This is a genomic window from Streptomyces sp. bgisy027, assembly GCF_057710365.1.
The window spans coordinates 19,252-43,820 of the sequence record NZ_JBYIVZ010000021.1; the positions used below are offsets into that span (position 1 = coordinate 19,252).

A 24,569-nucleotide genomic window follows, 5' to 3' on the forward strand; every position below is an offset into this window, starting at 1 on the left:
GGGCTCACACTAACGCTCCTGGTTGTAGGTGCTGTCAGGACCGAAGCCCTGGCCGTTCGTTTCACTTCCCGCACTGCGGCCCCGCTGGACGCCCCGGCGCAGGTTGCTCAGCCTGCCCCGGACGTCCTCGGGAGCGCGGGAGACCTGTGGGCCGCCCTGGGGGGTGGCTTCGGCGGCTCCCTGGACCAGGTTGGCCTTGGGTACCCGCCGAGGCAGGCCGGAGGAGGTGACCCCGCCTGCCTTGGGCTTGCGGAGCTGCGAGGCCTGCTGCCAGCGCTCGTCGTTCTGCGAGCGCCAGGAGTCGTCGCCGTTGCTCTCCGGTACGGGCGCCGGCGTCGGCGCTTCCTGCCGCGCGGGCCGTGCGCCGTTGGTGCCGTTCGCGGGGGCACCGCGGCGCGGAAGCCCGGCGTCGGTCATGGTGTGACCGGCGGAGGGGGCCGCTCCCGGATGGTCGAAGCCTACGCGGTCGCGCTCACCTGCGTCATCGGCCTGCGCGGATTCCGCCTGCGGAGCGTACTGGTCCGGGTAGCCGTTGCGGTAGCCGTCCTGCTGCGGCCAGTCGTCCTGGTGACGCCGCTGCTCGAAGGCCGGGAAGGACTCCGGGGCAGCGGGACGGGCGGCCGCGGGCTCTTCACGAGCGGGCTCCGCATAGGAGGGCTCGGGGTAGCCGCCGCCGGACGAGAAGCTGTCGCCCCGCGGCAGGCCGCCGTTCGGCGCGTAGTACGTGTCGTCGTACGACTGCTGCTGGTCCTCGTACGACGGCATCTGCTGCTCGTCGTACGCCGCCTGCTGCTGGTCCTCGTACGCCTGCTGCCGGTCGTAGCCCTCGCGCTGGTCGCCGAACTCGTTCTGACCGTTGCCGTAGCCGGATTGTGCGGGGAAGTCGTCCGCGTAGGCGGTCAGCTCCGGGGTTTCGCCCGGACCGTGGATCTCGGCCTCCAGGGCCGCACGGCGCTCCTCACGCATCAGGGAGCGGCCGACCGGGTCCAGGTCGCGCAGGTCGTCCGGGACCTCGGCGTAGCGGCTGTCGTCGAAGCCGAGCTCGGCGGCCGTCCGCATCGGCTGCTGGTTGAAGTTCTCACCCTGGAAGTGCTGCTCCGGGATGATCTGCGAGACGGTGAACTCGTCGACGGGAGCCTGCTGCTCGCCGCCGCCACCGTGGGTGATGGCGTCCGGCAGCATGACCAGCGAGGTGGTGCCGGCCTGCTCGCCGGAGGGGCGCAGCTGGACGCGGATGCCGTGCCGGTCGGACAGCCGGCCGACCACGAACAGGCCCATGCGCTGGGATATCGCGGCGTCGACGGTCGGCGGGTTGGCCAGCTTGTGGTTGATGTCCGCGAAGTCCTCGGCGGTGAGGCCGATGCCCTTGTCGTGGATCTCGATCATGACCCGACCGTCGGGGAGACGGGTGGCGGTCACGCGGACCTTGGTCTGCGGGGAGGAGAACGTCGTCGCGTTCTCCAGCAGCTCGGCGAGCAGGTGCACGAGGTCGGTCACGGCGCGGCCGTGGATCTCGGCCTCCGGGACGCCGGAGAGCTCGATGCGCTCGTACTGCTCCACCTCGGAGGAGGCGGCGCGCAGGACGTCGACCAGCGGGACCGGCTGGTCCCAGCGGCGGCCGGGCTCCTCGCCGGCGAGGACGAGGAGGTTCTCGCCGTTGCGGCGCATACGGGTCGCGAGGTGGTCCAGCTTGAAGAGGTTCTCCAGCTGGTCCGGGTCGGCCTCGTTGTTCTCCAGGTCGGTGATCAGGGTCAGCTGGCCCTCGATCAGCGACTGGTTGCGGCGCGACAGGTTGGTGAAGATCGCGTTGATGTTGCCCCGCAGCAGGGCCTGCTCGGCGGCGAGCCGGACGGCCTCGCGGTGGACCTGGTCGAAGGCGCGGGCGACTTCGCCGATCTCGTCCCGGGTGTTGATCGGGATGGGCGCGACCCGGGTGTCGACACGGCCGGGGTCGGTGCGCGAGAGCTGGTCGACCAGCATCGGCAGACGCTGCTCGGCGATACCGAAGGCGGCGTTGCGCAGCTGGCGCATCGAGCGGGACATCTGGCGGGCCACCATGCCGGCCAGGATGAACGCGGCGAGCAGGGCGACCACGACGGCGGCACCGGTGATCAGGGCGTCGCGCTTGGCGTCGTCGGAGATGACGGAGGCCTCGTTCACCGCGGTGTTGGCGAGGTCGTTCTCGATGTCGCGGTAGGCGTTGTACTTGAGGGTGTTGACCGCCCACCAGTTCTCGGCGGTGATGCCCTGCGAGGCGAGCGCGGCACGCTCACTGGTGTCCGTGGAGCTCAGCTGGGCCAGCGCTCCGACCATCTTGACCGGGTCGGCCGGCGGGGCCACGTAGTCGGGGTTCTTCTGCTTGGCCGCCTTGGCCATCGCAGCGCCCTCGGCCTTGATCTCCCTGGTGGCGTCGACCAGCTTCTGGTTGTCCTCCTCGGTGCCACCGCTGGTGTACTCCTGGATGGCGATGCCCTCCAGGTAGGCGTACGAGGACAGGGCGACGCGCTGCCGGGCCAGGTCCGTGGCCTTGGGGCCCGGCTTGACCAGCATGTGCATACCGATGGAGCGCTCCAGCGAGAGAGCGCCCTTGGTCAGCGAGATGGCGTAGACGGTACGGCCGTAGCTGGTGATGTTTCCGGTGCCCAGACCGAGCTCGTTGGAGAACTCGAGCAGACGGTGCTCGACCTCGACGTAGCCCTCTTCGGTCTCCACGCCCTGGAGCTTGTCGGTGTAGGCGGCGGCGCGCAGGTCCGTCAGCTCCGGCTCGACCTCGCGGAAGCGCTCCAGACGGCGCTCCAGGTTGGCCCGGTCCGGCATGTTCTGGGCGGCTTCGTCGAAGGCGTCGGCGGCTTTGTCGGTCGCGGCGCGGGCCTTGGCGACCGTCGGGTCGTCCTCGCCCTTGCCCTGGAGGAGGGGAGCGGCGGAGACGTCACGCTCGACGAGGAGGGCGTCGCCGTAGGTGAGGGCGGCGGCGACCAGGCGCGCGGTGTTCTCCGCGTCCTCGGCCTCCTGCCAGGTGTCGATCGAGCTCTTCACCTGGAAGCCGCCCATGACGAGGCCGACCATCACGGGTATGAGCAGGATCGCGTTCAGCCGGGTCGGCACGCGCCAGTTGCGCGGCGAGAAGCGGCCGCCGCTGGGCGCGGGCGCCGCTGTTGGTTCCGATCCGGGCACAGGGACAGGCGCCGCTCCGCGCGGCGGCGGGGTGAAGTTGCCCCGGGCCGACGGCTCGGGACTGTTCTTGCTTCGCCTCACTCGACCAACAACCTTCCGGCGGGGTCGGCACCTAACGTTGTGCCGCAGTGTCTCAGAGCCCAGTTCGTCATCGAGGAGTACGCAGTACCGCTGAGTACGTCTTTGACTATTGGGCAGTTCTCGCATTCCAGCACGTGGGCCTGCGCTCTTCCAAACAGTGGAAGGAGCAGATTCCGAGCCGTGAATGCCCTAGATAAAACGGTCATAAAGAACGAGCCCCGCCAAAAGGCGGGGCTTTTGTGCGCGCAGCGAGACCGCTTGACCGCGACGAGTGGCCGTACCACCCGATTCCTCTGCCGAAACGTTATGAACAACGGAGCCGACCGTGTCAAAGGCCACAGCCGGCTCCGGCACATCTACGACAACTGCCGTATGGCGCTGCCGACTTGCCCTACCGCAGCCGGGCCATGAGCGCATGTTCGACCAGCGTGATCAGCGCACTCTTGGCATCGGCCCGGTGCCGGGCGTCGGTCGTGATGATCGGCGCGTCCGGACCGATCTGAAGTGCCTCGCGCACCTCGTCGGGCGTGTAGGGCTGGTGTCCGTCGAAGCCGTTGAGGGCGATCACGAACGGCAGGCCGCTGTTCTCGAAGTAGTCGACCGCGGGGAAGCAGTCGGCCAGGCGCCGGGTGTCCACGAGCACCACCGCGCCGATGGCGCCGCGCACCAGGTCGTCCCACATGAACCAGAAGCGGTCCTGGCCCGGCGTACCGAACAGGTACAGGATCAGGTCCTGGTCCAGCGTGATACGGCCGAAGTCCATGGCCACCGTGGTGGTGGTCTTGTCACCGGTGTGCGTGAGGTCGTCGATGCCCGCGCTCGCGGACGTCATGACGGCCTCGGTGCGCAGCGGGTTGATCTCCGAGACGGCGCCGACGAACGTGGTCTTGCCCACGCCGAAGCCACCCGCCACCACGATCTTGGCGGAAGTGGTCGCCCGACCCGGTTCAGAGCTTGCGAAGTCCACTGAGCACCCTTTCGAGCAGCGTCACGTCCGGAGCGCCGCCGTTGTTCTCGTCGCCACCCGGCTGGTGGATGGCGACCAGGCCGGCTTCGGCGAGGTCCGCGACGAGGATCCTGGCCACGCCCAGCGGCATGGACAGCAGAGCGGAGACCTCGGCGACCGACTTCACCTCACGGCACAGGTGGCAGATCCGCTGGTGCTCCGGGAGGAGCCCCATGAGCGCTGCCGGGTCGGCCGTCGTGCTGATGAGGGCCTCGATGGCCAGCTGGTACCGCGGCCGGGTCCGGCCACCGGTCATCGCGTACGGACGTACCAGCGGCTGGTCGCCCTCATCCTCGTACGGCTCCGCGTACGGATCATGAGAGGCGGTGGGCGGGGTCATGAATCCTCCGGGCTGGACAGCAAGTCGGTCAGTCGAGCCGTCTGGGTGAGGGCCGGTGGGGGGATTGTGGCGGCCGGACGGTGATTTGGTGAGACGGGTTGGATCCGGGCGATCAGTGGAGCAGACTGCCTTGCAGTTCGGCGCGCAGGTCGGGCGTGAGAACCGCGCCCGCGCGGTCGACCAGCAGCGCCATCTCGTAGCCGACGAGGCCGATGTCGCATTCGGGGTGGGCGAGAACGGCGAGAGACGAGCCGTCCGAGACCGACATCAGGAAAAGGAACCCTCGCTCCATTTCCACGACGGTCTGGGCGACGTCGCCGCCCTCGAAGATCCGGGACGCGCCCGCCGTCAGCGAGGTCAGGCCCGACGCGACGGCCGCCAGCTGGTCGGCTCGGTCGCGCGGGAAGCCCTCCGACATCGCCAGCAGCAGACCGTCGGCGGACACGACGACGGTGTGGGACACACCAGGGGTGTTGTCCACGAAGTTGGTGATCAACCAGTTGAGATTCTGTGCCGCCTGGCTCATCTGGCTCAACTAACGCTCCTGCTGGTGAGTGGGGCTCGGGAAGCTGCCGGTCTGACCGGTACCGGTACCGGCCTGACGACCCTGTGCGATACCCCGACGGAGATTGGTCAGCCGACCGCGTACGTCATCGGGCGCACGCGAGACCTGCGGACCGGTTTGGTGCTGTTGCTGCTGAGCCGTACCCGCGACGAGGTTCGCCCTGGGCACCCGGCGCGGCAGGCCGGAGGTGGTGACACCGCCCGCGGCAGGCTGCCGGACGCGTTCAGCCTGCCGGACGAGATCGTCGTTCGGCGAGCTGCGCCAGGCCGTCGACGCGGGACGCTGGGGAGCAGAGGACTGCTGCGGCCGCTCGGCGGGAGCCTGCGGCTCCTGGTACCGAGCGGACGAGGGGGCCGAACCGCCGGCACCGGGATGACGTCCCTGCGGACCGCCGTGGAACCAGTTGGTCTCCAGCGTGTCGTACAGCGGGGTACGTCCGTCGCCGGGACCCGCGGCGGGCGGCAGGGCCTCGGGCTCCTGGCGCGGCGGCTGCTGCGGACGCGGCGGTACCGGGGGCTGCGCCGGGCCGACGAGGCCGGAGTTGCCGCCGTAGGTGCCGTTGACCTGGGGCCGCTCGAACTGGCCGGTGGAGTCGCCGTTCTGGCGGCCGGGCAGGGCGTGCTGCCCCGTCGAGCTGCCGTCGTACGCCTGCGGTGCGGCGAACTGGCCCGTCTGCGACGGGTTGTTCTGGCCCGGGGAGCCGTAGACGTCCGGTCGGACGAACTGACCCGAGTTCTGCGATCCGTTCGCGCCGCCGTTCTGCGGCACGTCGGGACGGGCGAACTGGCCCGTGTTCTGCGGGTTGTAGCCGCCGGGGGCCGGGGCGTCGAAGTCCGGGCGGGCGAACTCCGAGGTGGAGCCGGGGCCCTGCCGGTCGTCGATGCGCGGCATCCGGGAGGTCTGTGCGGGGTCCTCGTCGTGCCCGCGCGGGGCGTCGAGCGAGGCGCGCGGCACCGGCGGCTGTGCGTTCTCGTCGCTCCAGCTGGGGCGCGAGGGCTGGCCGGCACCCGGCAGCTCGGCACGCGGACCACCGCGCGGCGGCAGCTGCGGCGTACGGCCACGACGGCCCTTCTCGCCACCGGGGGGCGGCGACTGCGGAGCCTGGGAGCCGCCCTGGCGGGACTGCTCGCGGCCACGGTTGCCGCCGAAGGCGTCCTGGCCGCCGAACGCGTCCATGCCCATGCCCGCGGACTGCATGCCCTGCGAAGCACCCGGAGCCTGGCCGCCGAAGCCGGCGCCCGCACCGGACGATGGGGACGGCCGGCCCTGCGGCGGGACACCCGGGCCCTGCTGCCCGCGCGGTCCGCCTTGCGGAGCGCCGTCACGTCCGGGCAGCGCGGCCCGCGGTCCCTGACCGGCACCGAGCCGGCCACCGCCGGCCGCACCGGCGCCGAGCGCACCGCCCTGGGCGCCGCCGCCGGCCTGGGCCTGACGACGCGCGGCTGCCACACCGGCGGCGGCCTGCGCTGCGGCCGGACCACCGGAGGCACCGGGGCCGTTCGGGCCGGGCTTGCCACCGGCCGGCTTCTTGCCGCCCTGGGCGACGTCGACCGGGAGCATGACCAGCGCGGTCGTACCACCGGAGTCGGACGGGCGCAGCTGGATGCGGATGCCGTGGCGCTGCGACAGACGACCGACCACGAACAGACCCATGCGGCGGGACACCGAGACGTCCACGGTGGGCGGCGAGGCGAGCCGCTCGTTGATCGCCGCGAGGTCCTCGGGGGAGAGGCCGATACCGGTGTCGTGGATCTCGATCAGCACCCGGCCGTCGGGCAGCGCGTGACCGGTGACCTTGACCTTGGTCTGCGGCGAGGAGAACGAGGTGGCGTTCTCCAGCAGCTCGGCGAGCAGGTGCACAAGGTCGTTGACCACGCGTCCGGCCACTTCGGTGGTCGGCACGGCGGCCAGCTCGATGCGCTCGTACTGCTCCACCTCGGAGGCGGCGGCACGCAGCACGTCGACCAGCGGGACGGGACGGGTCCAGCGGCGGCCGGGCTCCTCACCGGCGAGAACGAGGAGGTTCTCACCGTTACGGCGCATGCGGGTCGCGAGGTGGTCGAGCTTGAACAGCGAGGACAGCTGGTCCGGGTCGGCCTCGCGGGACTCCAGCTCGGAGATCAGCGACAGCTGACGCTGGATGAGGCCCTGGGAGCGGCGCGAGAGGTTGGTGAACATCGCGTTGACGTTGCCCCGCAGCAGGGCCTGCTCGGCGGCGAGGCGGACCGCCTCGCGGTGGACGTCGTCGAAGGCCGCGGCCACCTTGCCGATCTCGTCCCGGGAGTGCACACCGACCGACTCCACGGAGGTGTCCACGTCCTGCGGGTCGGACTCGGAGAGCTGCTTGACCAGCTCGGGCAGTCGGTCCGAGGCGACCTTGGTGGCGGTCTCCTCCAGACGGCGCAGCGAGCGGATCATGGAGCGGGCCACGACGAAGGCGCCGACGAGCGAGACACCGAGCACGATCAGGATCAGCGCACCGGAGAAGATCGCCTCGCGCTCGGAGGCGTTGCGCAGCTCGCGGGCCTTCTGCTCCATCTCCTCGAGCAGCGTGGTCTCGATGGCGCGCATGCCCTGGAGCTTGGTGGTGCTGTCGTCGACCCAGTCGCGGTAGGAGCGGCGGTCCAGGTCGCGGAGGCCGTTGGGGTTGACGAGGGCGCGGCCGGCGTACTTGTCGGTGGCCGCGATCGTCGGGTTGCCCTCTTCGATGGGCTTGAGCAGCTCGGCGGACTCGGCGCCGTAGATGCTCTTGAACTGACGCAGCTCGGACTTCTGGCTCGTCAGCGCGGAGGACGCGTAGAGGCGGTCGTTCTCGGTGAGCTCGCCCCGCGAGGTGTTGTTCGCGGGGAGCGCCGCGGCGAGGACCGCTCGCTGGATGGAGGCGTACTCCTTGGCGGTGGAGAAGGCGGACAGAGCACGTGTGCTCTGGATCATCTCCGGGTTGCTGGTCGCCTCCGCCATGTCCTGGGAGAGGCCCAGCAGATTGGTGATCAGCCGGTGGTAGGCCTCCACCGTCTGGGTGGAGTTGCCGTCGACCTCGTAGGCGGTGTTGCGGATCTTCTCGATGGCGTTCAGGTCGCTGAGGAGCAGGACCAGGTTGTCGCGGACGCCCTTGAGATTGCCGTCCTTGGTGTTGTCGTCGATCTCCTCGGAGGCCTCGATGAAGCCCGACATGGCCCGGTCCGTCTTGTCCCGGTAGCCCTTGACCGTGTAGTCGGAGGCCTTGGCGCCGTGCGCTAGGGGACCGGCGGACTGGTCGCGCTCCTCCTGGAGCGCGGCGGCCAGCTCGGTGGCCCGCTTGGTCATGTCCGTCAGCAACCGCATGTTCTCGAGCTGCTGGATGTCGTCCATGTTGTCGCTGATGCGCAGGGCGCCCAGCGAGGTGGCCGCGACCACCGGGAGCGTCAGCAGCGCGACGAGGCGTGTGGAGATACGCCAGTTGCGCAGGGCTATTCGCGATCCCGGGCCGACGGGGCTCTTCGGAGCCCTGGCCGGCGGCGCGGTGGGGTTCGCCGTGCTCGAAGACGCCGACACGGCGGGGCGCCCGGAGCGCTCACCGCCGTCCACGGACGCGGTCGGGCCCGGGTTCTGGGCGTGCTGGGGCGAGGGACCTCGGTCGGTCCCGCCGTGCTCCGGCTCCGCCGAAGCGCTGCCATCCCTCTTGAAACGTCCCTGCACTAGCGTCGCAACCTCTGGACCAGGCGCCCTTCCGCGTGAACGGACGGACACGGTGTCGGCGTATTAGAGAGCGTCCTGAACACGCTCCCTGATGGTCGTGAGTGACCGGCGCTGGTTCCCCCTATCTCGCCGCCACTCGGCGCTCGGTGCGCCCCCTGTGCGCCGGCTAGATCCTGCGGCGGTCCGTGAGATTCCAGCACAGCGCAGGATCTCCAACAAGGCCCGTAGGCCGAGCCGTGACATACATGACGCCATGTGAGTGCGAGATTACCTGCCGTAGAAACTAATCTCCCTCATAACGGACTTTTCCCCGCGAGCCGCTCGCGCGTGAAAGGTGTCCCAGTCGCCATGATCAGGAGCGGAATGACAGGTTCAGGGGGTTGATGTCCGTTTCGCCGGGCTGGAATGCGAGTCTGAATTGACCGGTTTATCCGTCGGGCCGTGAGCAAACTCACATACCGATCAAGCGGTCTTCGCGGCTTCTCGCGGGAATTGCATGTTTAGCCTGGCGTTTTACAAGAGGGATGATTCTGCCAACCCGCTACGACAGGACCCAGTACAGCCGTGAAGACGACGATCATCCGCACGATAGCCAACCCGCGGCGCACGACGCTGGCCCACCTCGCCGACGCCGAGGGGTTGCACATCCCGCAGCAGCCGGAGCACTCCGTCGATCTTCCCGCCCAGACCGCCAACCCCAGGCGCACCATCCTTGAAAAGGCCCCCGTCACCGCCGCCGCCCAGTAGTACGCGGGCCCTGGGCCGATTGTTCAACCGCGTACGAACAATCGGCCCGTGCGACGGGTTCCGCGCGCGCCCCACAACCGTGATGGCGCCCGCGACAATGGGCGAGGCGCCCGCCCCTTGCCGCGCTAGCCTGGAGCGTCAGACTCCAGCCGGTTCAAGTGAGGGGCGCAGGATCCCGTGCGCATCGCCAGATTCTCCATCGACGGGAACGTCGCCTTCGGCGCGGTCGAGGGTGACAGGCCGGACGAGCTCGTCCTCGACATCATCAAGGGCATCCCGTTCGCGGAATTCGAGCTCTCCGGCACGAAGGTCCCGCTGAGCAAGGTCAGGCTGCTGCCCCCGGTGCTCCCCAACAAGGTCGTGGCCTTCGGCCGCAACTACGCCGAGCACGCGCGCGAACTCGGCAACGAGGTGCCCGACGCCCCGTTCGCCTTCTTCAAGCCCTCCACCGCGGTGATCGGCCCCGGCGACGAGATCCAGTACCCGTCCTTCACCGAGGACCTCCACCACGAGGCCGAGTTGGCCGTCGTCATCGGCCGTATGTGCCGCGAGGTCCCGCGCGAGCGCGTCAAGGACGTCGTCTTCGGCTTCACCTGCGCCAACGACATCACCGCCCGGGACGTCCAGAGACGCGAGAAGCAGTGGGCCCGGGCCAAGGGCTTCGACACCTCCTGCCCGCTGGGCCCCTGGGTGGAGACCGGCCTGGACCTCGAGGCCGCGTCCGACCTCACCATCCAGCTCACCGTCAACGGCGAGCAGCGCCAGCTCGGCCGCACCAGCGAGATGATCCACCGCATCGAGGATCTGATCGTCAACATCACCGAGGCCATGACGCTCCTCCCCGGCGACGTGATCCTCACGGGCACCCCGGCAGGGGTCGGCCCCCTCAACGTCGGCGACGAGGTCGCCGTCACCATCGAAGGCATCGGCACTCTCACCAACAAGGTTGTCAAGCGTGGCTAGCGCACCCGGCTCCCCAGTCCGCGTCCGATTCTGTCCCTCGCCCACCGGTAACCCCCATGTGGGCCTGGTCCGCACCGCCCTGTTCAACTGGGCGTTCGCCAAGCACCACCAGGGCACTCTGGTCTTCCGCATCGAGGACACCGACGCGGCCCGCGACTCCGAGGAGTCCTACAACCAGCTGCTCGACTCGATGCGCTGGCTGGGCTTCGACTGGGACGAGGGTCCCGAGGTCGGCGGCCCGCACGCGCCGTACCGCCAGTCGCAGCGCATGGACCTCTACCAGGAGGTCGGGCAGAAACTCCTGGACGGCGGCCACGCCTACCACTGCTACTGCTCCCAGGAGGAGCTGGACAGCCGCCGCGAGGCCGCCCGCGCCGCCGGCAAGCCCTCCGGCTACGACGGCCACTGCCGCGACCTGAGCGACGCGCAGGTCGAGGAGTACAAGGCCCAGGGCCGCGCCCCGATCGTCCGCTTCCGCATGCCCGACGAGACGATCACCTTCACGGACCTGGTCCGCGGCGAGCTGACCTTCACCCCGGAGAACGTCCCGGACTACGGCATCGTCCGCGCCAACGGCGCCCCGCTGTACACGCTCGTCAACCCGGTCGACGACGCCCTGATGGAGATCACCCACGTCCTGCGCGGCGAGGACCTGCTCTCCTCCACCCCGCGCCAGATCGCCCTGTACAAGGCGCTGACCGAGCTCGGCATCGCCAAGCAGACCCCGGCCTTCGGCCACCTGCCGTACGTGATGGGCGAGGGCAACAAGAAGCTCTCCAAGCGCGACCCGCAGTCCTCGCTGAACCTCTACCGCGAGCGCGGCTTCCTGCCCGAGGGTCTGCTCAACTACCTGTCCCTGCTGGGCTGGTCGCTCTCTGCCGACCAGGACATCTTCACGATGGACGAGATGGTCGCGGCCTTCGACATCGCGGACGTGAACCCCAACCCGGCCCGCTTCGACCTCAAGAAGTGCGAGTCGATCAACGGCGACCACATCCGCCTGCTCGACGTGAAGGACTTCACCGAGCGCTGCCGCCCCTGGCTCCGGGCCCCGTTCGCCCCGTGGGCCCCCGAGGCCTTCGACGAGGTGAAGTGGCAGGCGATCGCCCCGCACGCGCAGACCCGTCTGAAGGTCCTGTCGGAGATCACGGACAACGTCGACTTCCTCTTCCTCGCCGAGCCGGTCTTCGACGAGGCGTCCTGGACGAAGGCGATGAAGGAGGGCTCGGACGCCCTGCTGCGCACCGCCCGCGAGAAGCTGGACGCCGCCGACTGGTCCTCCCCGGAGTCCCTGAAGGAGGCCGTCCTTGCCGCCGGTGAGGCCCACGGCCTCAAGCTCGGCAAGGCCCAGGCCCCGGTCCGCGTCGCCGTCACCGGCCGCACGGTGGGCCTGCCCCTGTTCGAGTCCCTGGAGGTCCTGGGCAAGGACACGACCCTGTCCCGGATCGACGCGGCACTGGCGAAGCTGACGGCGTAGGCGCTTGATCACGAGCCCTGTACGAAGATCACGAGGTGCGCATAATTCCACCTCGAAATACGCCCGTTCACCCGCTGTCAGGTCACGCGCAGTCCTGCGCTCACCGCAAGGGACGCGTCCGGCGACAGCTGCGGGGCCGTGTGACCAGTTGCTTCGCCGCACCGAATCAAGGACTTCCACGGTGGACGGACGGAGCCGGGTGCCAGAGGCTACCGTCGGATCATGAGCATTCGTGCCGTGGTCTGGGACGTCGACGACACCCTCTTCGACTACACGGGCGCCGACCGGGCCGGAATGCGCCTGCACCTGGCGGCCGAGGGCCTGCTGGACGCGTATGACAGCGTCCAGCAGGCCCTCGCGCGCTGGCGGGAGATCACCGATGCCCAGTGGATGCGGTTCTCCGCGGGGGAGGTGTCCTTCGAGGGGCAGCGCCGGGACCGGGTACGGGTCTTCCTGGGCGAGGAGCTGAGCGACGCGCAGGCCGATGCCTGGTTCCAGCGCTACATCGCGCACTACGAGACCGTCTGGAGTCTCTTCCCGGACGTCCTGCCCGTCCTCGACGCCCTCGCCGCCAGCCACCGGCACGCGGTGCTGTCCAACTCCAGCCTCACCGTCCAGGACCGCAAGCTGCGCGTCCTTGGCGTCCACGACCGTTTCGAGGCGATCCTGTGCGCCGTCGAGCTGGGTGTCTCCAAGCCGGAGGCCGGCGCCTTCCACGCCGCCTGCGCAGCCCTCGACCTCGCCCCGCACCAGGTGGCGTATGTGGGGGATCACCCGGAGATCGACGGGCGCGGTGCCGCGGAGGCCGGGCTGGTGTCGGTGTGGATCGACCGTGACGGGGCGTACACCAGCGACGACGGCCTCGGCGGACCGCGCCGGATCGCCTCCCTCGCCGAACTCCCCGCGATCCTCGGCGCGGATACCCGTTTTGGAGCCCCGTCCACCTTCAGGTAATGTTCTTCCTGCGCCGCCGGGGAGCGGGCCGAAAGGCCGGGAACCGGAGGAGCAAACTAGAACAAGATCCCCACAGGGGCTTGCGTTCCAGTGGCCTATGGTGTAATTGGCAGCACGACTGATTCTGGTTCAGTTAGTCTTGGTTCGAGTCCAGGTAGGCCAGCTCGCAGAGCTCATCTGCAAAGCCCCCGTTGTGTAGCGGCCTAGCACGCTGCCCTCTCAAGGCAGTAGCGCCGGTTCGAATCCGGTCGGGGGTACAGATCCTTCCCGCGAGGACGGTTTCGGGTAGCTCCCGCCGACTTCGATGCAGGATCGCTAGGGCCCCCGTTGTGTAGCGGCCTAGCACGCCGCCCTCTCAAGGCGGTAGCGCCGGTTCGAATCCGGTCGGGGGTACGAACTGGTCTAAACCACATTGGTCTATGGTGTAATTGGCAGCACGACTGATTCTGGTTCAGTTAGTCTTGGTTCGAGTCCAGGTAGACCAGCTCGGATCTGCGGCGGTGTTGTTTCAAACGCTCGTAAGATCCACGCCCCCGTTGTGTAGCGGCCTAGCACGCCGCCCTCTCAAGGCGGTAGCGCCGGTTCGAATCCGGTCGGGGGTACACACAGTGAAGGCCCTCCACCTCGGTGGAGGGCCTTCGTCGTGCCTGCGTCACTCCTGCTCGCCGAAGCCGTACCGCCGCGCGGACTCCTCCTCCTGGGCCAGCCGGTGCAGGGCCCGGAGCATCGGCTCGACCAGGACCGCCCCCAGAACCGCCGTCTCGACCTTCTCCGCCTCCGAGCCGTGGGTCTCCACGAAGTCCAGGTCGAGGGCGGCCGCACCGTGCATCAACCGCGCGTACGCCAGCAGCAGTTGCGGATCCCAGTCGTAGCCGAGCCGTCGGAGCGCGGCCATCGCCACCACCAGCGAACGGTAGGAGGGCGAGATGGTGACCAGGGCCTGCGCGTTCGACCAGCCCAGGGACTCCAGCAGTTGGTCGGCCACCTCGTGCGCGGAGCGGACGTACTCGTCCTCCTCGTCCGGCTCGGGCACCTGCGGCAGGGCCCACAGGGCCGCGCCCATACGGATCGTGCGGGGGAGCGAGTCGTCGTCGACGTGCCCGAGCACCTCGCGGACCGTCGCCACCGGCACCCTGCCGACCTGGATCATCGCGCGCACCAGGCGCAGCCGGCGCAGATGCTCCTCGTCGTACTCGGCGGTGCGGGCGTTGAGCTGCCGGCCCGGCGCCAACAGGCCTTCGCGCAGGTAGTACTTGATCGTCGCGATGGGCACCCCGCTGCGCTCGCTGAGCTCGGCCAGCCGCATGTCTTGCGCCTCTCATTGGACAGTGCCACTATCCAAGCACCGCACAGAAGGATAGTGCCGCTATCCGACAAGGGAGTCATGGGGGACGCCATGTTCGCGAAGCCGGTGCCGGGTCGTACGACCGCGGATGCCGAGGGTGATGTGGTGGTGCTGCTGATCGGAATGCGGATCAACCACTTCTGGGCGGTGCACCAGTGGCTGCCGGTCATGCTGTCGATGTTCCGCATGCTGGGGGAGCTTGCGCGCGACGGCGACCGGGGGCTGCTGGGGCGCGTGCTGCTCACGGCCTCACCGCGGACGTACTACATCGTCCAGTACTGGGAGTCCAAGGAGAAGCTGTACGCGTACGCCGCGGCGCCGGACATGTTCCATCACAAGGTGTGGGGGATCATCAACCGCAAGGAGCGGGCCGGGAAGGTGCGCGGGCACGTAGGCATCTGGCACGAGGCGTACGTGGTGCCCGAGGGGGCGTACGAGTCGATCTACGCGGACATGCCGGCGTTCGGGCTGGCGGCGGCGCACGGTCAGGTGCCGGTCGCTGCGCGCGGGCGGTACGCGAAGGACCGGTTCGCCCATCGCTCCGGGAGTGCGACGCCGTAAGGGGGCGCGGGGCGCGACCAGCCACGACGGCGTCACGGACGGCGGACGGCCGGTGGTTGCAGATTCTGCGCCGTCGGGGCTCGGATGCGGGGCGTGTGCGGGTGGTGCGTGGCTGGTCGCGCAGTTCCCCGGGCTCCTGGGGTGGGTCCGCTCGCCCTGGAGAAACCGGCCGCGGCGTTGAGGCCGGCTTCTCCCAGGGGCGTACGACCCGTGCCGCGCGTGTCAGCCCGTGCGGCGCAGGGCCTCCGAGAGGCGGGACGCGGCGTCGATGACCGCCTGGGCGTGCATGCGGCCGGGGTGGCGGGTCAGGCGCTCGATGGGGCCGGAGACCGAGACGGCGGCGACCACACGGTTCGACGGGCCGCGCACCGGCGCGGAGACGGACGCGACGCCCGGCTCGCGCTCGCCGATCGACTGGGCCCAGCCCCGGCGCCGTACGCCGGAGAGCGCGGTGGCCGTGAAGCGGGCGCCCTGGAGGCCGCGGTGCAGACGCTCCGGCTCCTCCCAGGCCATGAGGATCTGTGCCGACGAACCGGCCTTCATCGTGAGCGTCGAGCCGACCGGGACCGTGTCCCGAAGGCCGGACAGGCGTTCCGCGGCGGCGACGCAGATGCGCATGTCGCCCTGGCGGCGGTAGAGCTGCGCGCTCTCGCCCGTGACGTCACGGAGGTGGGTGAGTACCGGTCCCGCGGTGGCGAGGAGACGGTCCTCACCCGCGGCCGCGGCCAGTTCTGCCAGGCGAGGGCCGAGAATGAAACGGCCCTGCATGTCACGCGCCACCATGCGGTGGTGTTCCAGAGCCACGGCCAGCCGATGGGCCGTGGGTCGTGCCAGTCCGGTGGCCGAGACGAGCCCTGCGAGGGTGGCCGGACCGGACTCCAGGGCGCTCAGGACAAGGGCTGCCTTGTCCAGAACGCCGACGCCGCTACTGTTGTCCATGAAACGATACTCGCGTCTCACTCTGTGAAACGCAAGTTCAATTTTCCGTGGAACACGCCACTCTGGAAGAACGAAGGCAGAGCGGCCCGTGAACCGAACGGGCCTGGCGGCGGACGCCCGGAAGCAGGGGCGCGGGCGCCGGTCGCCTTCTCAAGATCTCTAGTTGGGCCGGTGGACCGTAAACCGGCCGGAGGGAAAGCGATGGGTAGGACACTCGCGGAGAAGGTCTGGGACGACCATGTCGTCCGGCGCGCCGAGGGCGAGCCCGACCTCCTCTTCATCGATCTGCACCTGCTGCACGAGGTGACCAGCCCGCAGGCCTTCGACGGCCTCCGCAAGAGCGGTCGCCCGGTGCGCCGGCTCGACCTGACCATCGCCACCGAGGATCACAACACCCCGACCCTCGACATCGACAAGCCCATCGCGGACCCGGTCTCCCGGGTACAGCTGGAGACGCTGCGCAAGAACGCCGCCGAGTTCGGCGTGCGGCTGCACCCGCTGGGCGACGTCGAGCAGGGTGTCGTGCACGTCGTCGGCCCGCAGCTGGGCCTGACCCAGCCGGGCATGACCGTCGTCTGCGGTGACTCCCACACCTCCACCCACGGCGCCTTCGGCGGTCTGGCGTTCGGTATCGGCACCTCCCAGGTGGAGCACGTGCTGGCCACCCAGACGCTGCCCATGGCCCGCCCGAAGACCATGGCCATCACGGTCAACGGCGAGCTGCCCGACGGCGTCACCGCCAAGGACCTGATCCTGGCGATCATCGCCCGGATCGGCACCGGCGGCGGCCAGGGCTACGTCCTGGAATACCGCGGCTCCGCCATCGAGAAGCTCTCGATGGAGGCCCGGATGACCATCTGCAACATGTCGATCGAGGCCGGCGCCCGCGCGGGCATGATCGCCCCGGACCAGACCACCTTCGACTACCTCGAGGGCCGCCCGCACGCGCCCGAGGGCGAGGACTGGGACGCCGCCGTCGCGTACTGGAAGACGCTGAAGACGGACGCGGACGCCGAGTTCGACGCCGAGGTCGTCATCGAGGCCGCCGAACTGTCGCCGTTCGTCACCTGGGGCACCAACCCGGGCCAGGGCGCGCCGCTTTCGGCGTCCGTCCCCGATCCTGCTTCGTACGAAGACGCTTCGGAGCGCCTCGCCGCCGAAAAGGCCCTGGAGTACATGGGGTTGGAGGCCGGTCAGCCGCTGCGCTCCATCAAGGTGGACACCGTCTTCGTAGGCTCCTGCACCAACGGCCGTATCGAGGACCTGCGCGCCGCCGCCGACCTCGTGAAGGGCCGCAAAGTCGCCGACGGCGTACGGATGCTGGTCGTGCCCGGCTCCGCGCGGGTCGGTCTGCAGGCCGTCTCCGAGGGCCTGGACGTCGTCTTCAAGGAGGCCGGCGCCGAGTGGCGGCACGCGGGCTGCTCGATGTGCCTGGGCATGAACCCGGACCAGCTGGCCCCCGGTGAGCGCTCCGCGTCCACCTCCAACCGCAACTTCGAGGGACGGCAGGGCAAGGGCGGCCGTACGCACCTGGTGTCGCCGCAGGTCGCGGCGGCGACCGCGGTCCTGGGCCACCTGGCCTCCCCGGCCGATCTGTCCGACGCCGAGACCCGTACGCCCGCTGGAGTCCGATAAGTCATGGAAGCATTCACCAAGCACACCGGCCGGGCCGTTCCGCTGCGCCGCTCCAACGTCGACACCGACCAGATCATCCCTGCTCACTGGCTCAAGAAGGTGACCCGGGACGGTTTCGAGGACGGGCTGTTCGAGGCCTGGCGCAAGGACCCGGAGTTCGTGCTCAACCGGCCCGAGCGCGAGGGCGCCACGGTGCTGGTCGCCGGCCCCGACTTCGGCACCGGCTCCTCCCGTGAGCACGCGGTCTGGGCGCTGCAGAACTACGGTTTCAAGACCGTCATCTCCTCGCGCTTCGCGGACATCTTCCGCGGCAACTCGCTCAAGAACGGCCTGCTCACGGTGGTTCTGGAGCAGAAGATCGTGGACGCGCTGTGGGAGCTCACCGAGAACGACCCGCAGGCCGAGGTCACGGTCGACCTCCAGGCCCGTGAGGTGCGCGCCGAGGGCATCACCGCCTCCTTCGAGCTGGACGAGAACTCCCGCTGGCGCCTGCTGAACGGCCTCGACGACATCTCGATCACCCTCCAGAACGAGGACGACATCGCCGCCTACGAGGCGAAGCGGCCGTCGTTCAAGCCGCGGACGCTCCAGAGCTGAGCCGAGACCCGCCCGCAAGGCGACTTTCGGACACCGCAACACCCTCCCAGTACCCCCGATCAGCCCGATCGGGGGTACTGGCATGTCTGCACCCGAACGGTCCTGCGGCAGATGCGTGCCCCGCCCAACTTCCCACGTTAGGGCGGGTGTTGCCGGGGTACGCGAGTGGTGCGGCGGCGACTTCCGCAAGTGCCCGGAAGGCCATTTGAGGCCGGAGTTGCACCCCTGGCAGGCGACAACTCGCCCCAGATGGCACAATCTGTGCATGGAACACGACGGCCAACTCGAGCTCTATGCGGCAGTCGCGGACCAACTCAAGGAAGCGCACACAAGAGTGCGTGCACTGCAAGTCCCGGAGGGCGTACGGATGGCGCTGACCCGGAAGCTGCTGGTCATTACGGCCGCGGCCAAGCACGACGTCGCCGAAGCGACAAGGCGTCTGGAGCGGTTCATGGCGGATCTCGACGCGGGGCGATTCCCCGAAGAGGAACGCTGAACACCTTCGAGACAGTCGAGTCTGTTGCGGCACAAGGGTGATTAGCCCGTTTCGTGTTTGATTTGCGGTATATATCTGCCTAACGTGCGAAAAAGCTTGAACACTTTCGTTCTGGCGATGTCTCCGAAGGGGAAGACGTGAACAAGGCGCAGCTCGTAGAAGCGATTGCCGACAAGATGGGCGGCCGCCAGCAGGCCGCCGATGCTGTCGACCACGTACTGGACGCGATCGTCCGCGCGGTTGTCTCGGGTGAGCGGGTCTCCGTCACCGGCTTCGGTTCGTTCGAGAAGGTCGACCGTCCCGCCCGGTACGCCCGTAACCCTCAGACGGGCGAGCGGGTTCGGGTCAAGAAGACCTCCGTTCCGCGCTTCCGTGCGGGCCAGGGCTTCAAGGACCTGGTGAGCGGCTCGAAGAAGCTCCCGCGGGGCGGCGAGGTCGCCGTCAAGAAGGCGCCCAAGGGCAGCCTGACCGGTGGTGCCGCGGCGACGGTCAAGAAGGCCGCCGCGAAGAAGACCACCGCGGCGAAGAAGGCCGCCGCCAAGAAGACGGCCGCGAAGAAGACGACGGCCAAGAAGACCACGGCCGCCGCCAAGAAGACCACCGCGAAGAAGACGACGGCCAAGAAGACCACGGCCGCCGCCAAGAAGACCACCGCGGCGAAGAAGGCCACCGCCAAGAAGGCGACGGCGAAGAAGGCCCCGGCGAAGAAGGCCACCGCCAAGAAGGCGCCGGCCAAGAAGTCGACGGCGCGCAAGTCCACCGCCAAGAGGACCACGCGCAGCAGGTAGGACCGCACTGGGGCACTCACGCGCCTGGCCGGACTCCGTACGGAGTCCGGCCCGCGGCGTGTTCCGGTGCCCTGCACCGGGTTCAGAGGGTCTGCAACGTCACCAGCGTGATGCGCAGGGACGCACCCTCGCCTTCCGTCTCGATGCGGACCCGCTGGCCGGGGCGCAGCAGGCGGAGGCCGCCCGCGTCGAAGGCCGGGGCGTCGAAGGGGACCGGGGTGCCGTCGTCCAGCAGGACGCTGCCGGTGCGGGTCTCGGCGTCGTAGGTGTATGAGGTGGCCTGCATGGCCCTCACCCTATGCGCTCCGCTGTGAGTGCCGCGAGAAGTCGTCCTCGGGCTGCCGTGCCACTGGGGCTGGTCGCGCAGTTCCCCGCGCCCCAAGGCCGTGGCGGTCACTGTTCCTTGATCAGCAGCCGTGCTGCCATCGCCGCTGTGCGCCGGCCCACGCCCAGGAGCAGCGCGGCCCGCAGATCAGCGCCGGTGTCCACGTCCTGGCGTACGGAATCCACCTCGTCGAGGAGTAGTTCCACCCCACCGGAAGCGCGATGACGAGCGCGGGAATCCGTGCCGAATGCCGGGCGCAATTCATGGCCGGGAGAAGCTGCCAGCAGTGTCGTGCCGATCTTTGCCGCATCGGCGAGAAAAGCACGCGGGAATTCCGCCGCCGCTTCCAGTACCCGGGCCAATTCCAGCGGGCGCAGCGCCGGAAGATCGGCGTTCAGGGCGGCTACCGGGGTTTCGGGGCGGGACGTACGGACGACCGCCGCCGCGTGCGCCAGCGCGGCGTTCAGGCCGCCGCCGGGTTCGTCGGCGACGATGTGCGCGCCGAGTGCGCCCAGCTCGCGCCCGGCCAGGGCGTCGTCCGTGACGACGGCCACATCCTTCACCGCCGGGCAGGCCAGCGCCGCGGCCACGGTGTCCAGCGCGAAGGCGAGGGCCAGGCCCGGGCGCAATCCGTCCGCCGCGGTGTCCGAAAGCCTGCTCTTCGCCCGGGCCAAGGGCTTCAGGGGTACGACCAAGGTCCACTGCACTGGCGTTCCGCCCCTCTCTAGTCGCGGTCATTGTCACTCAGCCGTCACCAGGGCCATCCGGCGGTCGCGGCCGAAGAAGGGTGCGAAGCTCCGGCAAGGGTGGGGGCGGGAGACGGGCGGGCGTACGGTGTTCTCGACAGACCGGCGGCCTGGGGCGAGACTTGTGCGGCCCCCAGGCCCGACGTCGTTTGATCCCTACAGGAAGGTGCACGCGTGCCCCGCCGCAGAATCGGCTTCTGGTACCGCTTCGCAGCGGTGCTCTGCAAACCGCCGCTGGTGGTTCTGATCAAGCGGGACTGGCGTGGAATGGAGCACATTCCGGCCGAGGGTGGATTTATCACCGCGGTGAACCATAATTCGCACATCGATCCCTTCGCGTACGCGCACTTTCAGTACAACACCGGCCGCGTTCCGCGATTCCTCGCGAAGAGCGGGCTTTTCAGGAAGGGATTCGTCGGCGCCGCGATGCGCGGCACCGGGCAGATCCCCGTCTACCGGGAGACCACGGACGCGCTGAGCGCCTTCCGCGCCGCGATCGACGCCGTGGAGCGCGGCGAATGCGTCGCCTTCTATCCGGAGGGCACCATCACCCGCGACCCGGACCAGTGGCCCATGACCGGCAAGACCGGCGCCGCGCGCGTGGCCCTGCAGACCAAGTGCCCGGTGATCCCGGTCGCGCAGTGGGGCGCCAACGAACTGCTGCCGCCGTATGCCAAGAAGCCCAACCTCCTTCCGCGCAAGACCCACCAGGTGCTCGCGGGCCCGCCCGTGGACCTGACGGACTTCTACGACAAGGAGATGACCCCGGACCTCCTGAAGGAGGCGACCGAGGTCATCATGGCCGCCATCACCCGCCAGCTGGAGGAGATCCGCGGCGAGAAGGCGCCCGGGACGACGTACGACCCGCGCCAGGAGCGCGTCGAGCAGCGCCGCAGGACCGCCGCGCAGAACAACCGGCAGGCGAAGGCCGAGCAGGAAGAGGGGCAGGGCACGTGAGCAAGCCCGTCAAGGCGGCAGTCCTGAGTGCCGGTTCGTGGGGCACGGCCTTCGGCATCGTCCTCGCCGACGCCGGCTGCGACGTCACCCTGTGGGCCCGCCGCCCCGAGGTCGCCGACGCCATCAACTCGACCCGCACGAACCCCGACTACTTCCCCGGCGTCGAGCTCCCGCAGGGCATGCGGGCCACCACCGACCCCGCCGAGGCCATGGCCGGCGCGGACTTCACGGTGCTGTCGGTACCCTCCCAGACCCTGCGCGCCAACCTCGCCGAGTGGACCCCGATGCTGGCGCCCGGCACTGTCCTGGTGTCGCTGATGAAGGGCGTCGAACTCGGCACCACCATGCGGATGAGCGAGGTCATCGAGGACGTCGCCAAGGTCGGCCACGACCGCATCGCCGTGGTCACCGGCCCCAACCTGGCCCGTGAGATCGCCTCCCGCATGCCCGCCGCGGCCGTCGTGGCCTGCACCGACGAGTCCGTCGCCCAGCGCCTCCAGGCGGCCAGCCACACGCCGTACTTCCGCCCGTACACCAATACGGACGTGGTGGGTTGCGAACTGGGCGGAGCCGTGAAGAACGTCATCGGCCTCGCCGTCGGCATCGCGGACGGCATGGGCCTCGGCGACAACGCCAAGGGCTCGCTGATCACCCGCGGCCTCGCCGAGACGACCCGGCTCGGGGTCGCGCTGGGCGCCGACCCGCTGACCTTCTCCGGACTCGCCGGCCTCGGCGACCTGGTGGCGACCTGCTCCTCGCCGCTGTCGCGCAACCACACCTTCGGCACCAACCTGGGCAAGGGCATGACCCTCCAGGAGACCATCGCGGTCACCAAGCAGACCGCCGAGGGCGTCAAGTCCTGCGAGTCCGTGCTGGATCTGGCCCGCCGGCACGGCGTCGACATGCCGATCACGGAGACGGTCGTCGGCATCGTGCACGAGGGCAAGCCGCCGGTCGTCGCCCTCAAGGAGCTGATGTCGCGCAGCGCCAAGCCGGAGCGACGCTGAACGCTCCGCTCGGGGCGCCGGGCGGGTCTGTCGTCCGGGTACGGCCCGGTGGGGGCCGGTCGCGCCCACGCGGCGCAGCCGCATGTCCATACAGTCCCGCGCCCCTTCGGGGCGCTGAGCCCTACCACCGGGTACCCTCAACCCGATATGAGCACCGAGAACCTCCCCCAGAGCCCAGACCAGCCGCAGCGCAAGCCGCGTGTGGCCGTCGTGTTCGGCGGCCGCAGCTCCGAGCACGGGATCTCCATGGTCACCGCCGGCGCCGTCCTGCGTGCGATCGACCGGACGAAGTACGACGTCCTGCCGATCGGCATCACGCAGAGCGGCCGCTGGGTGCTCACCGCCGACGAACCGGAACGCATGGCGATCACCGAGCGCCGTACGCCCAACGTCGAGCAGCTGGCCGACTCCAGCGAGGGCGGCGTGGTGCTCCCCGTCGACCCCGCCAACCGCGAAGTCGTCTACGCCGAGCCCGGATCGGTGCCCAAGGCGCTCGGCGAGATCGACGTGGTCTTCCCGGTGCTGCACGGCCCCTACGGTGAGGACGGCACCCTGCAGGGTCTGCTGGAGCTCTCCGGGGTGCCCTACGTCGGCTCCGGCGTGCTCGCCTCGGCCGTCGGCCAGGACAAGGAGTACATGAAGCGGGTGTTCACCTCCTTCGGGCTCAAGGTGGGCCCGTACGTGGTGATCCGGCCGCGCGAGTGGGAGCAGGACGAGTCCGCCGCCCGCAAGAAGATCATCGACCTCGCCGGGGACCACGGCTGGCCGCTGTTCGTGAAGCCCGCCCGCGCGGGCTCGTCGATCGGCATCACCAAGGTCGAGGACCTGTCCGGCCTGGACGACGCGATCGCCGAGGCACAGCGGCACGACCCGAAGATCCTCGTCGAGTCTGCTCTGCGCGGCCGGGAGATCGAGTGCGGGGTGCTGGAGTTCGAGGACGGCCCGCGCGCCTCCGTCCCGGCGGAGATCCCGCCGCCGGACGCGCACGCGTACTACGACTTCGAGGCCAAGTACATCGACTCCACGCCCGGCATCGTGCCGGCGCCGCTGACGCCCGAGGAGACGGCCGAGGTGCAGCGGCTGGCCGTGGACGCCTTCGAGGCGGCCTCCTGCGAGGGCCTGGTGCGCGCGGACTTCTTCCTCACCGAGGACGGGGAGTTCGTGATCAACGAGATCAACACGATGCCCGGCTTCACGCCGATCTCGATGTACCCGCAGATGTGGCAGGCCGGCGGGATCAGCTACCCGGACCTGGTGGACCGGCTGATCGAGGCGGCGCTGCGGCGCTCGACCGGGCTCAGGTAGGCGCCACCGAGGTGGTCAGTCGGCGATCCCTTCGGGGATCGCCTTCTTCACGGCCGGGGCCAGATCGATCAGCACGCTCGAACTGTCCCGGCCCTCCGGCACGGTGACCTCGACATACGCGCGCCGCAGAGCGGTGGTGAACCGGTACCCTCCGTCGCGGTCCTCCTCCATCAACCACCTGACGCCGTTCACGCCGCCGGCCACCGCCTCGTCGTCCCTGCCCTCGGCGACCTTCGGGTCACTCATCTTCGACGGCCGTACGACACCGCACCGCAGTATGATCGCCGGGTCTCCCCAGCCCGCGGTCAGCGTGGACGCGGGCGAGGGGTCCTCACGGTCGGCACCGTCCACCTCGGCCGGCAGCGCCTTGTCGAGGTTCCGGCACAGCTTCGTGGCCTTCGTACCGGGGCTGGGAACCGCTGCCGACGCGCTGCCGTCTGCTGATGAGCAGCCCGCGGTGGTGACCAGCAGGACGAACGCGGGCAGCCCGATGACAGCAAAGTGCCGGTGACGGAAAGAGTTCACCGGCCAAGGGTAGACGGGGGCTACAGATGTACGACCGGGCAGGTCAGGGTGCGGGTGATGCCGTCCACTTGCTGGACTTTGGCGACCACCATGCGACCCAGGTCGTCGACCGTGTCGGCTTGGGCGCGCACGATGACGTCGTACGGTCCGGTGACGTCCTCGGCCTGGATGACTCCAGGGAGCTTGCTGATCGTCTCGGCGACGGTCGACGCCTTGCCGACCTCCGTCTGGATCAGGATGTACGCCTGTACCACGGAACCTCCAGGGCGGCCACGAGGATCATGTGGGGAAAAGGAACGCCACGGTATCGCGTCGCCGCTCGTCACGGGGAGACCCTCGATGGCCAGGGCCCCCGCGC

The 24,569-nt window shown here is 69.5% G+C and carries 23 protein-coding genes and 5 tRNA genes; 17 read left to right on the plus strand and 11 right to left on the minus strand.

The features are described from left to right. Positions 1-9: 9 nt before the first annotated feature. From AC3ETA_RS22255 to AC3ETA_RS22275, 5 genes are all read right to left on the minus strand, one after another. Entirely contained in the window at positions 10-3,255 is a 3,246-nt protein-coding gene (locus AC3ETA_RS22255) for a sensor histidine kinase (RefSeq protein WP_432194658.1), read from the minus strand. A 391-nt stretch (positions 3,256-3,646) separates the two neighbouring features. After that, on the minus strand, positions 3,647-4,222 hold the full coding sequence (locus AC3ETA_RS22260) for a GTP-binding protein (protein ID WP_030051303.1): 576 nt from the start codon (positions 4,220-4,222) through the stop codon (positions 3,647-3,649). After that, a complete protein-coding gene (locus AC3ETA_RS22265) occupies positions 4,203-4,601 on the minus strand; it encodes a DUF742 domain-containing protein (RefSeq protein ID WP_003997626.1) in 399 nt (132 codons plus the stop codon). Before AC3ETA_RS22265 ends, AC3ETA_RS22260 begins: the two co-directional genes overlap by 20 nt. A gap of 112 nt (positions 4,602-4,713) precedes the next feature. Continuing rightward, positions 4,714-5,127: a roadblock/LC7 domain-containing protein gene (locus AC3ETA_RS22270; RefSeq protein WP_005479910.1), complete on the minus strand. Its 414-nt coding sequence runs from the start codon at positions 5,125-5,127 to the stop codon at positions 4,714-4,716. Between the two features lie 9 nt (positions 5,128-5,136). Then, on the minus strand, positions 5,137-8,844 hold the full coding sequence (locus AC3ETA_RS22275; protein WP_432194659.1) for a sensor histidine kinase: 3,708 nt from the start codon (positions 8,842-8,844) through the stop codon (positions 5,137-5,139). Positions 8,845-9,408: 564 nt separating this feature from the next. Here AC3ETA_RS22275 and AC3ETA_RS22280 point away from each other — a divergent pair. The 9 genes from AC3ETA_RS22280 to AC3ETA_RS22320 all read left to right on the plus strand — a co-directional run bounded on the left by AC3ETA_RS22280 (position 9,409) and on the right by AC3ETA_RS22320 (position 13,587). Continuing rightward, on the plus strand, positions 9,409-9,591 hold the full coding sequence (locus AC3ETA_RS22280; protein ID WP_432194660.1) for a hypothetical protein: 183 nt from the start codon (positions 9,409-9,411) through the stop codon (positions 9,589-9,591). 177 nt (positions 9,592-9,768) lie between these two features. Beyond that, positions 9,769-10,554: a fumarylacetoacetate hydrolase family protein gene (locus AC3ETA_RS22285; protein WP_432194661.1), complete on the plus strand. Its 786-nt coding sequence runs from the start codon at positions 9,769-9,771 to the stop codon at positions 10,552-10,554. Then, on the plus strand, positions 10,547-12,031 hold the full coding sequence (gltX, locus tag AC3ETA_RS22290) for a glutamate--tRNA ligase (RefSeq protein WP_432194662.1): 1,485 nt from the start codon (positions 10,547-10,549) through the stop codon (positions 12,029-12,031). Before AC3ETA_RS22285 ends, gltX begins: the two co-directional genes overlap by 8 nt. Positions 12,032-12,253: 222 nt before the next feature. Then, on the plus strand, positions 12,254-12,985 hold the full coding sequence (locus tag AC3ETA_RS22295; RefSeq protein ID WP_432194663.1) for an HAD family hydrolase: 732 nt from the start codon (positions 12,254-12,256) through the stop codon (positions 12,983-12,985). Positions 12,986-13,076: 91 nt separating this feature from the next. After that, positions 13,077-13,148, plus strand: a tRNA-Gln gene (locus tag AC3ETA_RS22300). A 21-nt stretch (positions 13,149-13,169) separates the two neighbouring features. Beyond that, a tRNA-Glu gene (locus AC3ETA_RS22305) sits at positions 13,170-13,242 on the plus strand. A gap of 63 nt (positions 13,243-13,305) precedes the next feature. Beyond that, a tRNA-Glu gene (locus AC3ETA_RS22310) sits at positions 13,306-13,378 on the plus strand. A gap of 20 nt (positions 13,379-13,398) precedes the next feature. Beyond that, positions 13,399-13,470 (plus strand) — tRNA-Gln (locus tag AC3ETA_RS22315). 44 nt (positions 13,471-13,514) lie between these two features. After that, a tRNA-Glu gene (locus AC3ETA_RS22320) sits at positions 13,515-13,587 on the plus strand. 50 nt (positions 13,588-13,637) lie between these two features. Here the strand turns inward: AC3ETA_RS22320 and AC3ETA_RS22325 are convergent. Beyond that, positions 13,638-14,291 carry a MerR family transcriptional regulator gene (locus AC3ETA_RS22325; protein ID WP_432194664.1) on the minus strand — a complete coding sequence of 218 codons (654 nt, stop codon included), beginning with the start codon at positions 14,289-14,291 and terminating at the stop codon, positions 13,638-13,640. A gap of 90 nt (positions 14,292-14,381) precedes the next feature. Here AC3ETA_RS22325 and AC3ETA_RS22330 point away from each other — a divergent pair, with 90 nt between their 5' ends. Continuing rightward, entirely contained in the window at positions 14,382-14,891 is a 510-nt protein-coding gene (locus AC3ETA_RS22330; protein WP_432194769.1) for a DUF4188 domain-containing protein, read from the plus strand. Between the two features lie 222 nt (positions 14,892-15,113). Here the strand turns inward: AC3ETA_RS22330 and ndgR are convergent, their stop codons facing one another. Next, positions 15,114-15,830, minus strand: a complete 717-nt coding sequence (gene ndgR / locus AC3ETA_RS22335; protein ID WP_345017905.1) for an IclR family transcriptional regulator NdgR — start codon at positions 15,828-15,830, stop codon at positions 15,114-15,116. Positions 15,831-16,031: 201 nt separating this feature from the next. Between ndgR and leuC the strand changes: the two genes are divergently transcribed. The 4 genes from leuC to AC3ETA_RS22355 all read left to right on the plus strand — a co-directional run bounded on the left by leuC (position 16,032) and on the right by AC3ETA_RS22355 (position 19,346). Further along, a complete protein-coding gene (leuC, locus tag AC3ETA_RS22340; protein WP_432194665.1) occupies positions 16,032-17,465 on the plus strand; it encodes a 3-isopropylmalate dehydratase large subunit in 1,434 nt (477 codons plus the stop codon). Positions 17,466-17,468: 3 nt separating this feature from the next. Further along, positions 17,469-18,062, plus strand: coding sequence for a 3-isopropylmalate dehydratase small subunit (leuD, locus tag AC3ETA_RS22345; protein WP_432194666.1), 594 nt, complete (start codon positions 17,469-17,471; stop codon positions 18,060-18,062). A gap of 265 nt (positions 18,063-18,327) precedes the next feature. Then, entirely contained in the window at positions 18,328-18,558 is a 231-nt protein-coding gene (locus AC3ETA_RS22350; protein WP_019755408.1) for an SCO5555 family protein, read from the plus strand. A 137-nt stretch (positions 18,559-18,695) separates the two neighbouring features. Then, positions 18,696-19,346 carry an HU family DNA-binding protein gene (locus tag AC3ETA_RS22355; RefSeq protein ID WP_432194667.1) on the plus strand — a complete coding sequence of 217 codons (651 nt, stop codon included), beginning with the start codon at positions 18,696-18,698 and terminating at the stop codon, positions 19,344-19,346. Between the two features lie 82 nt (positions 19,347-19,428). Here the strand turns inward: AC3ETA_RS22355 and AC3ETA_RS22360 are convergent, their stop codons facing one another. Both AC3ETA_RS22360 and cofC read right to left on the minus strand, forming a co-directional pair. After that, positions 19,429-19,632, minus strand: a complete 204-nt coding sequence (locus AC3ETA_RS22360; RefSeq protein ID WP_432194668.1) for a hypothetical protein — start codon at positions 19,630-19,632, stop codon at positions 19,429-19,431. Between the two features lie 107 nt (positions 19,633-19,739). Continuing rightward, entirely contained in the window at positions 19,740-20,378 is a 639-nt protein-coding gene (gene cofC / locus AC3ETA_RS22365; protein ID WP_432194669.1) for a 2-phospho-L-lactate guanylyltransferase, read from the minus strand. A 213-nt stretch (positions 20,379-20,591) separates the two neighbouring features. Between cofC and AC3ETA_RS22370 the strand changes: the two genes are divergently transcribed. The 3 genes from AC3ETA_RS22370 to AC3ETA_RS22380 all read left to right on the plus strand — a co-directional run bounded on the left by AC3ETA_RS22370 (position 20,592) and on the right by AC3ETA_RS22380 (position 23,686). Next, positions 20,592-21,374 carry a lysophospholipid acyltransferase family protein gene (locus AC3ETA_RS22370; protein ID WP_432194670.1) on the plus strand — a complete coding sequence of 261 codons (783 nt, stop codon included), beginning with the start codon at positions 20,592-20,594 and terminating at the stop codon, positions 21,372-21,374. Then, positions 21,371-22,381 carry an NAD(P)H-dependent glycerol-3-phosphate dehydrogenase gene (locus AC3ETA_RS22375; protein WP_030952858.1) on the plus strand — a complete coding sequence of 337 codons (1,011 nt, stop codon included), beginning with the start codon at positions 21,371-21,373 and terminating at the stop codon, positions 22,379-22,381. Before AC3ETA_RS22370 ends, AC3ETA_RS22375 begins: the two co-directional genes overlap by 4 nt. A gap of 147 nt (positions 22,382-22,528) precedes the next feature. After that, on the plus strand, positions 22,529-23,686 hold the full coding sequence (locus AC3ETA_RS22380) for a D-alanine--D-alanine ligase family protein (RefSeq protein ID WP_432194671.1): 1,158 nt from the start codon (positions 22,529-22,531) through the stop codon (positions 23,684-23,686). A gap of 15 nt (positions 23,687-23,701) precedes the next feature. On the opposite strand, the gene AC3ETA_RS22385 is transcribed toward AC3ETA_RS22380, so the two are convergent. Both AC3ETA_RS22385 and AC3ETA_RS22390 read right to left on the minus strand, forming a co-directional pair. Beyond that, positions 23,702-24,211, minus strand: coding sequence for a DUF3515 domain-containing protein (locus AC3ETA_RS22385; RefSeq protein WP_432194672.1), 510 nt, complete (start codon positions 24,209-24,211; stop codon positions 23,702-23,704). A gap of 20 nt (positions 24,212-24,231) precedes the next feature. After that, entirely contained in the window at positions 24,232-24,465 is a 234-nt protein-coding gene (locus AC3ETA_RS22390) for an Lrp/AsnC family transcriptional regulator (RefSeq protein WP_030952852.1), read from the minus strand. Positions 24,466-24,569: the final 104 nt, after the last annotated feature.